The sequence below is a fragment of the Paraburkholderia dipogonis genome, from assembly GCF_042680985.1.
Taxonomy (GTDB): Bacteria; Pseudomonadota; Gammaproteobacteria; order Burkholderiales; family Burkholderiaceae; genus Paraburkholderia; species Paraburkholderia phytofirmans.
Window position 1 is genome coordinate 112,449 of the sequence record NZ_JBHUFR010000003.1, and the last position, 17,156, is coordinate 129,604.

Here is a 17,156-nt window from a genome sequence, read left to right on the forward strand (position 1 = left end):
CCGAGCCGAGCCGAGCCGTCGCATGCAGCACGCCGCGCGGCGGACCCGTCCGCGGACGGTATAATCAGCCCTTTCCCCAGCCGACGGGGAAACGACGCCATTTCATCCAGCAGAGCACCAAAGCGGCCGGTGCGAAAGCACCGACCCAGCGACTCCATCACACCATGCACGAAAAATACGTTCCCTCCGACGTCGAATCCGCCGCGCAAGGGCAATGGCGCGCCATCGACGCGTACAAGTCGACGGAAACCACCGACAAGCCCAAGTTCTATTGCGTCTCGATGCTGCCGTACCCGTCGGGCAAGCTGCACATGGGCCACGTGCGCAACTACACGATCAACGACGTGATGTACCGCTATCTGCGGATGAACGGCTACAACGTGCTGATGCCGATGGGTTGGGACGCGTTCGGCATGCCGGCGGAAAACGCCGCGATGGCCAACAACGTGCCGCCGGCCAAGTGGACCTACGACAACATCGCTTACATGAAGAAGCAGATGCAGTCCATGGGCCTCGCGATCGACTGGTCGCGCGAAGTCGCCACGTGCAGCCCGGACTACTACAAGTGGAACCAGTGGCTGTTCCTGAAGATGCTGGAAAAGGGCATCGCGTACAAGAAAACCGGCACCGTCAACTGGGATCCGGTCGATCAGACCGTGCTCGCCAACGAGCAGGTGATCGACGGGCGCGGCTGGCGTTCGGGCGCGCTCGTCGAAAAGCGCGAAATCCCGATGTACTACATGCGTATCACGCAGTACGCGGACGAACTGCTGAACGACCTCGAAGGCCTCGGCTGGCCCGAGCGCGTCAAGATCATGCAGCAGAACTGGATCGGCAAGAGCTTCGGGGTGAACTTCGGCTTCCCGTACGAGATCGACGGCGAACAGAAGCTGCTGCGCGTGTTCACTACGCGCGCCGACACGATCATGGGCGTCACGTTCTGCGCGATCGCCGCCGAGCATCCGCTCGCCACGCGCCTCGCGAAAGACAAGCCGGAACTGCAGGCCTTCATCGAGGAATGCAAGCGCGGCGGCGTCGCTGAAGCCGACGTCGCGACCATGGAAAAGAAGGGCATGGCGACCGGCTTCACCGTCACGCATCCGCTGACGCAGGAACAGGTCGAAGTGTGGATCGGCAACTACGTGCTGATGAGCTACGGCGAAGGCGCCGTGATGGGCGTGCCGGCGCACGACGAGCGCGACTTTGCGTTCGTGAAGAAATATGATCTGCCGATCAAGCAGGTGGTCGCGGTTGAAGGCAAGGAATACTCCACCGATGCCTGGCAAGAATGGTACGGCGACAAGACCGGCACGCTGATCAACAGCGGCAAATACAACGGCCTTGGCTATGAAGCAGCGGTGGACCAGATCGCCGCGGACCTGAAGGAACTCGGCCTCGGCGACAAGCAGATCACGTGGCGTCTGCGTGACTGGGGCGTGTCGCGCCAGCGTTACTGGGGCACGCCGATTCCGATCATCCACTGCCCGACTTGCGGCGACGTGCCGGTGCCGGAGAAAGATCTGCCGGTGGTGCTGCCGGAAGACCTCGTGCCGGACGGCACGGGCAATCCGCTCGCCAAGTCCGAAGCGTTCGTGAACTGCACCTGCCCGACCTGCGGCGGCGCGGCCAAACGCGAAACCGACACGATGGACACTTTCGTCGATTCGTCTTGGTACTTCTACCGCTATGCGTCGCCGGATGCGAAGACCATGGTCGACGAGCGCACCGACTATTGGGCGCCGATGGACCAGTACATCGGCGGGATCGAGCACGCGATTCTGCACCTCTTGTACTCGCGCTTCTGGGCGAAGGTGATGCGCGACATGGGCCTCGTCAACTTCGGCGAGCCGGCGAAAAACCTGCTCACGCAGGGCATGGTGCTTAACGAAACGTACTACCGCGAAAACGAAGCGGGCAAGAAGACCTGGTACAACCCGTCCGACGTGACCGTTTCGTTCGACGATAAAGGCCGCCCGGTCGGCGCCGTTCTGAACGAAGATGGTCAGCCGGTGGTGCTCGGCGGCGTCGAGAAGATGTCGAAGTCGAAGAACAACGGCGTCGATCCGCAATTGCTGATCGATCAGCACGGCGCGGACACCGCGCGTCTGTTCGTGATGTTCGCCGCACCGCCCGAGCAGTCGCTCGAATGGTCCGGCTCGGGCGTGGAAGGCGCGAGCCGTTTCCTGCGCCGCGTGTGGAGCTTCAGCCAGGCGAACGAAGCCGCGTTGCGCGAAGGCGGTACATTCGACGCCGCGCAACTTAGCGACGTCGAGAAGACGCTGCGCCGCGAAATCTACAGCGTGCTGAAGCAGGCTGATTTCGACTACCAGCGTCTCCAGTACAACACGGTGGTGTCGGCGGCCATGAAGATGCTCAACGCGCTCGACAGCGCGAAGGGCGCGCGGCCAGCAGTGCTGCGCGAAACCCACAGCGTGTTGCTGCGCGTGCTGTATCCGGTCGTGCCGCATCTCACGTTCCAGTTGTGGCAGGAACTCGGTTACGCCGACGAACTCGGCTCGCTGCTCGACGCGCCGTGGCCAAAGGTCGACGAGAAAGCGCTGGAGCAGTCCGAAATCGAACTCGTGCTGCAGGTAAACGGCAAGGTGCGCGGCGCGATCACGGTGGCGAAAGAAGCCTCGCGCGAAGCGATCGAACAGATCGCGGCCGCGCATGAGATGGTCGCGAAGTTCAGCGAAGGCAAGGCGCCGAAGAAGATCGTCGTGGTGCCGGGTCGCCTCGTGAACGTGGTCGTGTGAGCACTGACGAAGACATGACAGCCGGCAGGACGCCGCCGCGCATGGCGGCGCTTGTCCGCGCCGCGGAATCTACTGCGAACCAGGAGCCAATGTGACTCGCAGATCGTTTTTGACGCTGGCTTGCAGCGTATTGATGTTGACCGCTTGCGGCTTCCAGTTGCGCGGCCAGCAGAACTACGCATTCAAACGCCTCTATATCTCGGGTGGTTCCGCGGCGGCGGGCGCGCGTCTCGCGCGTATCGTGGAAGGCGGCAGCGACACGGTGGTGGTCACGTCGATCGCGAATGCCGACGCCACGTTGCAGATCACCGAAGGCCGCGGCATCGGCACGCTGACGCTGAACTCGCTGGGCGTGGTCGAAGAGTATCAATTGAATCTCAACATGAACTATTCGCTGACGGCCAAGGACGGCACGCTGCTGATTCCGCCGAGCGTGATCGCGTTGAACCGCGCGATGACCTATAGCGATCAGTTCTCGCAAGCGAAAGCCTCCGAAAGCAACATTCTCTTCGACGACATGGAAAGAGACGCGATCGACCAGCTCACGCGCCGTCTGGCCGTCGTGCGTTCGATGCATCCGGCGCCGGGCGAGGAAGTGCCGTCGGTCGCGCCGCGCGCTCCGTTGCCGCCGCCGCCGCTGTGAGCGTCGCGCTTCGTTCAACGTGCCGCACCTGTTCAACCTCGCCGATCGGTAGCCATGCAACTGCGACTTGACGCGCTCGAAGCGCATCTCGCCAAGGGACTCGCCGGACTGTACGTCGTGTACGGCGACGAGCATCTGCTCGCGCAGGAAGCGTGCGACCGTATTCGCGCCACGGCGCGCGCGGCCGGCTTTACCGATCGTTCCGTGTTCACGGTGGAGCGCGGTTTCGACTGGAGTTCGCTGCTCGGCGCGAGCCAGTCGATGTCGCTGTTTGGCGACCGCCAACTGGTCGAGCTGCGCATTCCGTCGGGCAAGCCCGGCAAGGAAGGCGCCGACGCGCTGAAGGCGCTCGCCGCTGCCGTCAATGACGACGTGCTCACCATGATCACGCTGCCGCGGCTCGACGCGGCCACGCAGAAGTCGGCGTGGTTCACGGCTTTGTCCGACGCGGGCGTCGCGTTGAAGATCGACCCGGTCGAGCGCGCGCAACTGCCGAACTGGGTCGGCCAACGGCTTGCCGCGCAGGGTCAGCGAGTTGCCGCGGGAGAAGAAGGGCGGCGCGCGCTGGCGTTCATCGCCGAGCGCGTGGAAGGCAATCTGCTCGCCGCGCATCAGGAAATCCAGAAGCTCGGGCTGCTGTATCCGGCGGGTTCGTTGAGCTTCGAACAGGTTCAGGACGCCGTCCTCAACGTCGCCCGTTACGATGTTTTCAAGCTGAACGAAGCGATGCTGACGGGCGATGTCGGCCGCTTGTCGCGCATGCTCGACGGCTTGCGTGGCGAAGGCGAGGCGGCGGTGCTGGTCCTGTGGGCCGTGGTCGAAGAAGTGCGCACGCTGCTGCGGATCAAGCGCGGCGTCGCGGCCGGCAAGCCGCTTGCAATGCTGGTGCGCGAGAACCGCGTGTGGGGTCCGCGTGAGCGGCTGATCGGCCCGGCGTTGTCGCGCGTGAGCGAAGGCGCGCTGGAAAAGGCGCTTGCGCTGGCGGCGCGGTTGGATCGTCAGGTGAAGGGGTTGTCGGGCGGTACGCCGGGCAATCATCGCAACGATCCGCCGCCTGATCCGTGGGACGGTTTGTTTGAACTCGCCATGACGGTGGCTTCGCCGAAGACGGCGCCCGTGCCGCCGCCGCGACCTCGAAGCTCGGCAGCTTCGCCGGCGCGAAGGCCTGTCTGAACTATAGCGGCTAGCGCCCGAATGCCCGCGCGGAGAGCGCGGCGCCGCTGACGCCAGTGCGCCGAACAGTTTTGAGGCCAGCGACGTTGGGCAGTCGACGGCTCAGGCTACCTGGATGCCACCGGCACTGCCGCCGCAAGCAAAGCGCCTTCACCCGACTTACAATCGCTTGATCTTTCGCTAAATCTGCCTGTCCGCCGCACCTCGACGTGCGCGGCATCACGAGACTCACCATGGATATCGACCAGTACATGACCGACCTCGGCCGCCGCGCCCGCCAAGCTTCACGGGCGATGGCGCGGGCGTCGACGGCGGCGAAGAATGCCGCGCTTGCGGCTGTTGCACAGGGTATCGAACGCGATGCCGCGCTGCTGAAGGAAGCCAACGCGCGCGACGTCGCGCGGGCTCGCGAGAAAGGCCACGACGCCGCGTTTATCGACCGTTTGACGCTGTCGGACAAAGCGCTGAAGACGATGGTCGAAGGTTTGCGGCAAGTCGCCGCGCTGGCCGATCCGATCGGCGAGATCAGCAATCTGAAATATCGGCCGAGCGGCATTCAGGTCGGCCAGATGCGCGTGCCGTTGGGCGTGATCGGCATCATCTACGAATCGCGTCCGAACGTGACGATCGACGCCGCCGCACTCTGCCTGAAGTCGGGCAACGCGACGATTCTGCGCGGCGGTTCCGAAGCGCTCGAATGCAATACGGCGCTGGCGAAGCTGATCGGCGAAGGGCTGCAAGCCGCCGGTTTGCCGCAAGACGCCGTGCAAGTGGTGGCCACGTCGGACCGTGCGGCCGTCGGCAAGCTGATTACGATGACTGAGTTCGTCGACGTGATCGTGCCGCGCGGCGGCAAGAGCCTGATCGAGCGCTTGATGCACGAAGCGCGCGTGCCGATGATCAAGCACCTCGACGGCATCTGCCATGTGTACGTGGACGACCGCGCGGATCTGGCCAAGGCGCTGACCGTCTGCGACAACGCCAAGACGCACCGCTACGGCACGTGCAACACGATGGAAACGCTGCTGGTCGCGCGCGGCATTGCAGCGGAAGTGCTGCCGCCGTTGGGCAAGCTGTATCGCGACAAGCAAGTCGAACTGCGCGTGGATGCGGCGGCGCGCGCGGTGCTGGCGGACGCGGGCGTGGGACCGCTCGTCGATGCCACCGAGGAAGACTGGCGCACCGAATACCTCGCGCCGGTGCTGGCGATCAAGGTGGTCGAGAACCTCGATGCCGCGATCGATCACATCAACACGTACAGCTCGCAGCACACCGACGCGATCGTCACGGAAGACCACGATCGCGCCATGCGTTTCCTGCGCGAAGTGGATTCGGCGAGCGTGATGGTGAACGCATCGACCCGTTTCGCGGATGGTTTCGAATTCGGCCTCGGTGCGGAAATCGGAATTTCGAATGACAAACTGCACGCGCGCGGGCCGGTGGGGCTGGAAGGGCTGACGTCGCTCAAGTATGTCGTGCTGGGCCACGGCGAAGGCCGGCAATAAACAAGAGGAACGCTGATGCTTTGGGTAAAAACGTTTCACATCGTTCTGATTGCTTCATGGTTCGCCGGCCTGTTCTATTTGCCGCGCATCTTCGTCAATCTGGCGATGGAAACGGAACCCGCGGCGACGGCGCGTCTATTGACGATGGCGCGCAAGCTGTTCCGCTTCATGACGTTCATCGCGGTGCCCGCGCTGGCTTGCGGGCTTTGGTTGTGGCTGGTGATCGGAATCGGGCGCGGACAGGGATGGATTCACGCGAAGGTCGGCGTGGTGGTGCTGCTTTTGATTTACCACGCTTATTGCGGTGTGCTGCTGCGGACCTTCGAGCGGGGGGAGAATCGTCGCTCGGATAAGTGGTATCGGATGTTCAATGAACTGCCGGTGCTGGGGATGTTGGCGGCGGTGGCGTTGGTGGTGATTAAGCCGTTCTAGGACGGGGTTTTGATTTTGTAGAAGGCGGTTTGCCGGGTTCGGCAAACCGCCTTTTTTATGGGTGGCGCTGGGGCGCGATGCGGCGTCCTAGGCCAAATGGCTAGTTCGCTTGCCAGCCTATATTGGGACGGCCGATGCGCGTGCGGGCTGATTTATAATTTCCGAACCACTGGCACCAACCGGTGGTCTGGTTTAGCAGCCAGTCGTTCCAACCGCACACCCGTCCAGGCGGGTCGTGCGTCTGCTGCTGCACGTCTATATTTCTATGGGCGGGCGGTAGTGGGAGAGCCGCAAGGCTCGCTGGTTTGTTGGAACGCCAGTCTGCTAATCCCACTACATGCCCGCTCACCCTCCTTGCAAGCGAGTGTCGGGCGATCCAGGTCAGTCTTAGGGAGATCGCACCATGAGCAAGTCCAACAAAAAGCAACCCGCCTCACGTCAGCCAGTCGATGCCTTGCAGTACGAAAAACTCGCCATGTCGGCATTCGGTTCGTGCGAACGTCAACTGACTCAACTCAACAGACTGGCCACACTTGCGACTTCAATATATAGGAATCCTGCGCTGACAAACCACGAACGACGCAGTCGACAAGTGCTGCTCGAGTTGCTGGTTGAAACGTGTGAGGAGTACGAGCGGGAAGTGGAATGCGACCGCGAGTTGTACCAAGTGATCGCGCTCGATGCGCGTGGGATTGCGCATCGCCGGATTACGGCGAGTGCTGCGGCGAAACTGCTTGCGCAAGCAGCGCCGAAAGGCAAGAAAACTGGAGACGATACCAAACCACGTCAGGTTGCGACGTATGAGTCGGCGCGCGGAACGATCGACGTCGCTCCGGCCGCGCATTAATGGCTTGCCGGGCCTTCCGCATCGCAAAACCTGGAATATCCACATTTGAATGAGCAAGGGAGGATTGCTGAAGTCAGCAATCCTCCCCTCTTAGACGTCTCAGGAACTCGCGTTCGAAAATAAGGATTTCTATTTAGGGAGAGCAACTGAGCCGCAGGTGTTTCCCTGTCACAGCATTTATAGCTTGTCGCCCACTTGCACCCGCGCGCCTGCGCCACCGGAATTTCGCACCGATACAGCGCTGTTCGTTAGCCACTTACCACTTTGTGAAACGATACGTCACGCCAACACCCGCCGCCGCCCCGCGCTTGCACGCACCGGGGCCGGCTGCTACCGCAGTCTTGCAACGAGCCGATGGCGTCAGGCTCGGTGTCGCCATGGCGATACCTAATTACGAGTTTGTGGCGACTTCGTCCACTGAGCTTTGCATCGCGTTGAAACGCCGATCGTAGTTAGCGCCAGCTAGACTGGTCGCGCGTTCAACCGGTTCACGTTCGCCGCGTCTGTGCCTTATATGCCGGCCGCGACTCTCGTGAATTGACGGTTGTGGCCTCCCGATCGAACGGAGGCGCTGTTCGCACAATCAGTCACCGAGTTAGCAGCGCGTGCCGCCAAGTTGCTCGCCGCCGCCTTTGCGTTGCCTCCGATCGCAACTGTGTTCGGACCGATTGCGAGGAAATCAGCTCGAACGTAGATGCCTTACTTAACACTTCTGCGGAACTCCAGAGCAACGTGAAGCGTTCGTTTGCCCTCCGGCAAACGTTAGGACCGCCACCGCTTTGGGCTCAATATAAAAGTCGGGCTGCCTCGCTGGCTCACTGATGGGGTGAGCTCTCTGGGGCAGTCACGCTGTGTGCATTGCAAACTTATGCGGATGTTTCTTCAGGCTTAGTAAGCCAAATCTCAAAAGAGATCGTAAATGAAACCTGCTTGTAGGACGCGTCGGTGTGTATTTCAGATTTTTCCTGAAAAGCCAGAGTGATTTAAGACTGATCTGATGTTGGCCTTAGGAATGTCGAAATAAAGTTTGATCGCGGCGAGGTCAGCGAAGAGGACCGACGCGGCGATTGTGTCTCACGCCAAGGTCAAACATCGGCTACGGCGCCGTCAATGCGCCGAGCCGGGCAATAAAGCTTCGCTCCTCTGCTTGTCTCGAATACTTCTAGGTTAATAAGCATGTCTAAGTCTTGACTTGCTGGCTGTGGTTTGTCTTTGCGAATTGGTCGCTATCGATTAGGCAGACCAAATGCCTTTTATTGGGAACAGAAATGAATAAAGTCTATCGATCCGTCTGGAATGAGTCGACCGGTACCTGGGTCGCGGCGCAAGAGAATGCGACGGGGCGGAAGAAGCAAAAACGCACGGCGGTCGGCGTCTCGCGAGTATTCATCTCTATCACTGCAGCAGGCGTTGCTTTGGTGCCGCTTGCGGCTAACGCGAACGGGGTTGTTACCTGTAGTTCAGACGGCAGCACTTATGGCACTAGCGGCGATGGGTCCACCCCCTACGATATGCATTGCGGTGCCGGCAGTGACGTCGTCTATATCGGTGGTGCCCCGGCCGGCACACCGGCGAACAATGCTTACGCCGATCCCACCGTTACCTATATCTCCGTCAACAATGCCACGTCGGCCAGCTCAGATCGGACTGGAAGCACGCCGAGCCAGTCGATCAAGCTGCACTCGCCAACCAGCATCGTGCTTGACGGCACGACGGACCTGAACAGTCATAAGATCATCAATCTCACAGCGGGAGTGGTGAGCAGCATCAGTACCGACGGAGTCAATGGTTCGCAGCTGTTTGGCGTCAGCAATTCGATGGCAAATGCGCTCGGCGCTGGTTCGTCGGTCAACGCGAACGGGACGATTTCAGCGCCGAGCTTTGCACTAACGAACGCGAACGCGATCGACGGCACGACAGGCGCAGCAACGAACATCGGTTCCGCCTTCAGCACGGTGGATACGGCGCTGGGCAAGCTGAACACGTCGATCACGAACATCAACAACGGCCAGGGTACGCGCTACTTCAAGGCGGCCGGCAACAACGACGGTACTGACGACGCGAAGTCGGGCTCGTACGGCAGCATCGCGATCGGGCCGAATGCGTTAACCGCGATTCCCGGCACGACCACAACCGATGCGATCGCCATCGGGCATAACGCAACAGCCAACTACGCCAGCAACATTGCGCTTGGCGCCGCCGCCACAGCGGGTGGGGGGGCGACGATCGCCATCGGCTACGGTGCAACGACGGACTCGACAAGCGGAGCGAATAACCAGATTGCGCTGGGAGCCAACGCGGTGAGCGGTTCGGGCTATGCCACAGTGCTGGGCGCGCAGTCGACGGCGACGTCGAAGTACTCATTGGCCGTTGGTTATGCAGCCACCGCTTCGGCAACTGGCGCGACGACGCTGGGCTACAACGCATCGGCGACGACGGCGAACTCGGTGGCGCTGGGCTCGAACTCGGTGGCGAACTCGACGACGCTGACCACGGCCGGCTTCACGCCGGTGGGCGGCACGGCAATCTCGGCAGCGACGGCAGCCGGTGGTGAAGTGTCGGTTGGCGCGGCGGGCAAGGAGCGTCGTGTCACGAACGTGGCAGCGGGCCTGAACGCGACCGATGCAGTGAACGTGAGCCAGCTGCAGTCGGAAGACGCGAAGGTCAATAACATCAGCAATAACGTGACGAACATCGCGGGCAATGTCACCAACATCAGCAACACGGTGAACAACATCACCAACGGTGGCGGCATCAAGTATTTCCACACGAACTCGACGCTGGCGGATTCGATGGCGACCGGCATAAATTCGGTAGCCGTTGGTCCGAACGCCGCGTCAGGCAATGCTGGCGATATTGCAATGGGCTTGGGAGCGAAGGCCGAAACAACGGGAACTTATGGAACGTCGGGCAATTCGATTGCAATGGGTACCGGCGCAACCGCGAGCACCGGCAATTCAATCGCAATGGGTACTGGCGCTCAGGCGGGTCTTTACAATACGGCTAACGCACAGGGAATAGCCATTGGCCAAGGTGCGAGCGCGGTGACAGCTCTTTCGACCTGGGGCATGAATACTGCCTTGGGCTTCAATGCGACATCCTCTAACTACGACACCCTTGCAGTGGGTACCGGTACGCTGGCAAGCAGCGCCCATGCATCGGCGCTGGGCGGCTATTCGACGGCCACTGGCGCTAATTCGTTGGCCGTTGGCAGCTATTCGACGGCAGGCGCCGCTTCAGCCGTAGCGGTGGGTAATGGCGCGAGCGCGACGGCGTCCAACTCGGTGGCGCTGGGTTCGAACTCGACGACGACGGCGAACCTGTCGGCAGCGGGTTACAACCCGGGCACGGGCACTCTGTCGGGCACGGCTTCGGCGACCAACGGCGAAGTGTCGGTAGGTTCGGCAGGCAAGGAACGTCGCGTGACGAACGTGGCGGCCGGTTCGGCGGCAACTGATGCGGTGAACGTGAGCCAGTTGCAGTCGGAAGATGCGAAGGTGAACAACGTCAGTAGCAACGTCAGCAACATCGCGGGTAATGTCACCAACATCAGCAACACGGTGAACAACATCACCAACGGCGGCACTGGCATCAAGTATTTCCACGCGAACTCGACGCTGGCGGACTCGTCGGCGACGGGCACGGATAGCGTGGCCGTGGGCCCGGCTGCTGTGGCAAGCGGGCAGGCAGCGATGGCGATGGGCAGTGGTGCGAGCGCGGTGTCGATAAACTCGCTTGCAATCGGGCAGGGGTCGACCGCGATCGGTACGAATGCAATAGCCTTTGGCGGTGCGACTGCCAATGACGCCGGTGCGAACAGCACGTCTCAAGACTTGCTTGCGATTGGTGCCGGGGCTTCCGCAACCTTTGGAAAGAATATTGCAATCGGCGGTGGTGCGCAGGCCTTGGGCGGCGCTTACGATGGCGGCTACAACACTGCCATCGGTGAGGCTGCAATTGCAAAGGGAGACGGCGCCAAGGGGGGGTTCGGTGCAGGAGGTTGGGGTTACACCACGGCTATCGGTGCTAGCGCGCAGGCGTTGCATGACAACACGACCGCGGTTGGCGCCAACGCTCTGGCTAACGTTGCCTCAGCGACAGCCGTAGGCGTGCAAGCAAGCGCTGTTGCGGGCGGTGCGCTTGCAATCGGCAAGAGCGCGACGGCTGCGACGACGAACTCGGTGGCCTTGGGCTCGAGCTCGGTAGCGAACTCCGCGACGCTGGCGACGGCAGGCTACAACCCGGGCAGCGGTACGCTGTCGGCGGCGACGGCTGCAGGCGGTGAAGTGTCGGTCGGCAAGTCGGGCAGCGAGCGTCGTATTACGAACGTGGCGGCGGGGCTGAACGGCACCGATGCGGTGAACGTGAGCCAGTTGCAGTCGGAAGACGCGAAGGTCAATAACGTCTCGAACAACCTGAGCAATCTGAGCAATAACGTCAGCAACATCGCGGGTAATGTCACCAACATCAGCAACACGGTGAACAACATCACCAACGGTGGCGGCATCAAGTACTTCCACGTGAACTCGACGCTGGCGGACTCGTCGGCGACGGTCAGCGGCGGAATCGCAATCGGGGGGGGAGCGTCGACTCCGTCTTTCGGCGGGGCACACGATAACACCGCAATCGGTACGAATGCACTGGCCAAAGGCTATAACTCAATTGCATTGGGTACGGGCGCGACGACTGCAAGCAGTCAATACGCAGGCGCTGGTAACGATCTGATAGCCATCGGTAATAACGCCTTTGCCAACTACGACCACAATATTGCGATTGGCGGCAATTCGGTAGCTGGTGGTGCCGGTGGCGGTGCCGAAGCCGTCGCAATCGGTGAAAACGCGTCCGCGGCCCCCGCCAAATCGTTGGCTTTGGGTTCCTCGGCGACCGCGTCGGCGGCGAATTCGGTGGCCTTGGGATACGGCTCGACGACGACGGCGAATCTGTCGGCAGCGGGTTACAACCCGGGCACAGGCACGTTGTCGGGTACGGCTTCGACGGCAAACGGTGAAGTGTCGGTGGGTTCGGCAGGTGCAGAGCGTCGTGTGACGAACGTGGCAGCCGGTTCGGCGGCGACGGATGCGGTGAACGTGAGCCAGTTGCAGTCGGAAGACGCGAAGGTCAATAACGTCAGCAATAACGTGTCGAACCTGAGCGGCACCGTGACGAATATCGCGGGTAATGTCACCAACATCAGCAACACGGTGAACAACATCACCAACGGTGGTGGCATCAAGTATTTCCACACGAACTCGACGCTGGCGGATTCGTCGGCAACGGGCACGGATGCAGTGGCGATCGGCGGCAACGCGAAGGCGACGGCAGCGAACTCGGTGGCACTGGGTTCGAACTCGACGACGACGGCGAACCTGTCGGCAGCGGGCTACAACCCGGGCACGGCAGCCCTGTCAGGTACGGCTTCGACAGCCAACGGCGAAGTGTCGATGGGTTCGGCAGGCAAGGAACGTCGCGTGACGAACGTGGCAGCCGGTTCGGCGGCGACGGATGCAGTGAACGTGAGCCAGTTGCAGTCGGAGGATGCGAAGGTCAACACGATCAACAACAACGTGAACAACCTGAGCACCACCGTCAACAATATCGTCATCAACGGTGGCGGCATCAAGTACTTCCACGTGAACTCGACGCTGGCGGACTCGTCGGCGACGGGCACGAACTCGGTAGCGATCGGTGACAAGGCATCGTCGCTGGGCAATCTGTCGGTTGCGATGGGTGACTCTGCGACGGCGGTGGGCGCGGCCAGTATCGCGATTGGTAATAACGCGCAGAACGTAACCGGCGCGAACAATTCGATTGCCATCGGTGGAGATTCGAAGGCGGCTGACAGATCCGTTTCTCTGGGCAATGGTGCTGATACATCACTGTCGAGCTGGGGCGTGGCGGTTGGCACTAACGCTACGGTGTCGGCTGCGCTTGGCACGGCAATTGGTGGCGGCGCCACGGTCAGCGGTGCGAATTCGACGGCGATCGGCACGAACGCTGTAGCCTCGGCGGTCAATTCGGTGGCGCTGGGCAACGCAGCGACGACGACGGCGAACCTGTCCGCCGCGGGGTACAACCCGGGTACGGGTACGCTCTCGGGTATCGCGTCGGCAGCGAACGGCGAAGTGTCGATGGGTTCGGCAGGCAAGGAGCGCCGTGTGACGAACGTGGCAGCCGGCTCGGCAGCAACGGATGCAGTGAACGTGAGCCAGTTGCAGTCGGAAGATGCGAAGGTCAATAACGTCAGCAATAACGTGTCGAATCTGAGCGTCAACGTGACGAACATCGCGGGCAACGTCACCAACATCAGCAACACGGTGAACAACATCACCAACGGTGGCACTGGCATCAAGTATTTCCACGCGAACTCGACGCTGGCGGACTCGTCGGCAACGGGCACGGATGCGGTGGCGATCGGTGGCAATGCATCGGCGACGGCAGTGAACTCGGTGGCACTCGGTTCGAACTCGACGACGACGGCAAACCTGTCGGCAGCAGGCTACAACCCGGGCAGCAGCACGTTGTCGGGTACAGCTTCAGCAGCGAACGGCGAAGTGTCGATGGGTTCGGCAGGCAAGGAACGCCGCATCACGAACGTGGCAGCCGGCTCGGCCGCTACAGATGCGGTGAACGTCAGCCAGTTGATGTCGGAAGATGCGAAGCTGAATAACGTCAGCAACAACGTGAGCAACATCGCGGGCAATGTCACCAACATCAGCAACACGGTGAACAACATCACCAACGGTGGCACTGGCATCAAGTACTTCCACGTAAACTCGACGCTGGCGGACTCGTCGGCAACGGGCACGAACTCGGTGGCAATTGGCGACCGGGCATCGTCGCTTGGCGGCTCATCGGTTGCGATGGGCGACGGTGCGACGGCGGTGGGCGCGGCCAGTATCGCGATTGGTAACAACGCGCAGAACTCGGCGACGGCGAACAACTCCGTGACGATTGGCGGTGACTCGAAGGGTGGCAACAAGGGCGTCACGATCGGGAATAACGCAGACACATCGGCTGCGTCGTATGGTACGGCAGTGGGTATTGCATCGACCGTGAGCGGTCAGTACGGTGTGGCGCTGGGCCAGAATGCCAACTCGCTGGCGGATCAGGGCGTATCGGTTGGATCGGGCTCAACGGCTTCGGCATCGATGGCGACGGCGCTTGGCACCGGCGCAAAGGCGACGGCAGCGAATTCGGTAGCACTGGGGGCGTACTCGACGACGACGGCGGACCTGTCGGCAGTGGGCTACAACCCGGGCACGGGAACACTGTCAGGTACGGCTTCGGCAGCGAACGGCGAAGTATCGATGGGTTCGGCAGGCAAGGAGCGCCGCGTGACGAACGTGGCAGCCGGTTCGGCGGCAACGGATGCAGTGAACGTGAGCCAGTTGCAGTCGGAAGATGCGAAGGTCAATAACGTCAGCAATAACGTGAGCAACCTGAGCACCACCGTCAACAACATCGTCATCAACGGTGGCGGCATCAAGTATTTCCACGCGAACTCGACGCTGGCGGATTCAATGGCGACCGGCACAGATTCGGTAGCCGTTGGTCCGAACGCCGTGTCAGGCAATGCTGGTGATATCGCAATGGGCCTGGGAGCGAAGGCCGAAACAACGGGAAAGGCGGCATCGTCGGGCAACTCCATTGCAATGGGTACCGGCGCAACTGCGAGCACCGGCAATTCGATCGCAATGGGTACTGGCGCTCAAGCAGGTGTTTACGGTACGGAGAGCGCACAGGGAATAGCCATTGGTCAAGGTGCGAGCGCGGTGACCGCTCTTGCGACCTGGGGCTTGAATACTGCCTTGGGCTTCAATGCGACATCCTCTAACTACGACACCCTTGCAGTGGGTACCGGTACGCTGGCAAGCAGCGCCCATGCATCGGCGCTGGGCGGCTATTCGACGGCCACTGGCGCTAATTCGCTGGCCGTTGGCAGCTATTCAACGGCAGGCGCCGCTTCAGCCGTAGCGGTGGGTAATGGCGCGAGCGCGACGGCGTCCAACTCGGTGGCGCTGGGCGCGGGCTCGACGACGACGGCGAACCTGTCGGCAGCGGGTTACAACCCGGGCACGGGTACTCTGTCGGGCACGGCTTCGGCGACCAACGGTGAAGTGTCGATGGGCTCGGCAGGCAAGGAACGTCGCGTGACGAACGTGGCAGCCGGTTCGGCGGCAACGGATGCAGTGAACGTGAGCCAGTTGCAGTCCGAAGATGCGAAGGTCAACACGATCAACAACAACGTGAACAACCTGAGCACCACCGTCAACAACATCGTCATCAACGGTGGCGGCATCAAGTACTTCCACGTGAACTCGACGCTGGCGGACTCGTCGGCGACGGGCACGAACTCGGTAGCGATCGGTGACAAGGCATCGTCGCTGGGCAATCTGTCGGTTGCGATGGGCGACTCTGCGACGGCGGTGGGCGCGGCCAGTATCGCGATTGGTAATAACGCGCAGAACGTAACCGGCGCGAACAATTCGATTGCCATCGGTGGAGATTCGAAGGCGGCTGACAGATCCGTTTCCCTGGGCAATGGTGCTGATACATCACTGTCGAGCTGGGGCGTGGCGGTTGGCACTAACGCCAAGGTGTCGGCTGCGCTTGGCACGGCAATTGGTGGCGGCGCCATTGTCAGCGGTGCAAATTCGACGGCGATCGGCCAGAACGCTGTAGCCTCGGCGGTCAATTCGGTGGCGTTGGGCAATGCAGCGACGACGACGGCGAACCTGTCGGCCGCGGGGTACAACCCGGGTACGGGGACGCTCTCGGGTATCGCTTTGGCAGCGAACGGCGAAGTGTCGATGGGTTCGGCAGGCAAGGAGCGCCGTGTGACGAACGTGGCAGCGGGTTCGGCGGCAACCGATGCGGTGAACGTGAGCCAGCTGCAGTCGGAAGATGCGAAGGTCAATAACGTCAGCAATAACGTGTCGAACCTGAGCGTCAACGTGACGAACATCGCGGGCAATGTCACGAACATCAGCAACACGGTGAACAACATCACCAACGGTGGCGGCATCAAGTATTTCCACGCGAACTCGACGCTGGCGGACTCGTCGGCGACGGGCACGGATGCGGTGGCAATCGGTGGCAACGCATCGGCGACGACGGCGAACTCGGTGGCGCTGGGCTCGAACTCGGTCGCGAACTCGGCGACGCTGACCACGGCAGGCTTCACGCCGGTGGGCGGCACGGCAATCTCGGCAGCGACGGCAGCCGGTGGTGAGGTGTCGGTTGGCGCGGCAGGCAAGGAGCGTCGTGTCACGAATGTGGCAGCGGGCCTGAACGCGACCGATGCAGTGAACGTGAGCCAGCTGCAGTCGGAAGACGCGAAGGTGAATAACGTCAGCAGCAACGTGAGCAACCTGAGCACCACCGTCAACAACATCGTCATCAACGGTGGCGGCATCAAGTATTTCCACGCGAACTCGACGCTGGCGGACTCGTCGGCGACGGGCACGGATGCGGTGGCAATCGGCGGTGCGGCATCGGCGACGACGGCGAACTCGGTGGCGCTGGGCTCGAACTCGGTGGCGAACTCGGCGACGCTGACCACGGCAGGCTTCACGCCGGTGGGCGGCACGGCAATCTCGGCCGCGACGGCAGCCGGTGGTGAGGTGTCGGTTGGCGAGGCGGGCAAGGAGCGTCGCATCACGAATGTGGCAGCGGGCCTGAACGCGACCGATGCAGTGAACGTGAGCCAGCTGCAGTCGGAAGACGCGAAGTTGAATAACGTCTCGAACAACGTGTCGAACCTGAGCGGCACCGTGACGAACATCGCGGGTAATGTCACC

Annotated in this window: 7 protein-coding genes; all 7 read left to right on the top strand. The window is 61.8% G+C overall.

Going from position 1 to position 17,156, the window contains the following annotated elements:
* The first annotated feature begins 164 nt into the window (after positions 1-164).
* Entirely contained in the window at positions 165-2,756 is a 2,592-nt protein-coding gene (gene leuS, locus ACFSNN_RS03440; protein WP_134457816.1) for a leucine--tRNA ligase, read from the top strand.
* 91 nt (positions 2,757-2,847) lie between these two features.
* Positions 2,848-3,399, top strand: coding sequence for an LPS-assembly lipoprotein LptE (locus ACFSNN_RS03445; RefSeq protein WP_012434334.1), 552 nt, complete (start codon positions 2,848-2,850; stop codon positions 3,397-3,399).
* Between the two features lie 54 nt (positions 3,400-3,453).
* A complete protein-coding gene (gene holA / locus ACFSNN_RS03450) occupies positions 3,454-4,572 on the top strand; it encodes a DNA polymerase III subunit delta (protein WP_134457817.1) in 1,119 nt (372 codons plus the stop codon).
* A 233-nt stretch (positions 4,573-4,805) separates the two neighbouring features.
* Positions 4,806-6,077: a glutamate-5-semialdehyde dehydrogenase gene (locus ACFSNN_RS03455; protein ID WP_134457818.1), complete on the top strand. Its 1,272-nt coding sequence runs from the start codon at positions 4,806-4,808 to the stop codon at positions 6,075-6,077.
* Between the two features lie 15 nt (positions 6,078-6,092).
* Positions 6,093-6,509, top strand: a complete 417-nt coding sequence (locus tag ACFSNN_RS03460) for a CopD family protein (RefSeq protein ID WP_012434331.1) — start codon at positions 6,093-6,095, stop codon at positions 6,507-6,509.
* 403 nt (positions 6,510-6,912) lie between these two features.
* Positions 6,913-7,356 (top strand): hypothetical protein, encoded by a 444-nt coding sequence (locus ACFSNN_RS03465; protein WP_134457819.1) that lies wholly within the window; start codon positions 6,913-6,915, stop codon positions 7,354-7,356.
* A gap of 1,268 nt (positions 7,357-8,624) precedes the next feature.
* Positions 8,625-17,156, top strand: an 8,532-nt coding sequence (locus tag ACFSNN_RS03470) for an ESPR-type extended signal peptide-containing protein (protein WP_377779160.1), incomplete at its 3' end; no start/stop codon positions are given.

What these genes read in the sequence shown, in the direction of transcription:
- leuS (WP_134457816.1), top strand. Translation starts at nt 165, where the DNA reads ATGCACGAAAAATACGTTCCCTCCGACGTCGAATCCGCCGCGCAAGGG.
- ACFSNN_RS03465 (WP_134457819.1), top strand. Translation starts at nt 6,913, where the DNA reads ATGAGCAAGTCCAACAAAAAGCAACCCGCCTCACGTCAGCCAGTCGAT.
- ACFSNN_RS03455 (WP_134457818.1), top strand. Translation starts at nt 4,806, where the DNA reads ATGGATATCGACCAGTACATGACCGACCTCGGCCGCCGCGCCCGCCAA.
- ACFSNN_RS03460 (WP_012434331.1), top strand. Translation starts at nt 6,093, where the DNA reads ATGCTTTGGGTAAAAACGTTTCACATCGTTCTGATTGCTTCATGGTTC.
- holA (WP_134457817.1), top strand. Translation starts at nt 3,454, where the DNA reads ATGCAACTGCGACTTGACGCGCTCGAAGCGCATCTCGCCAAGGGACTC.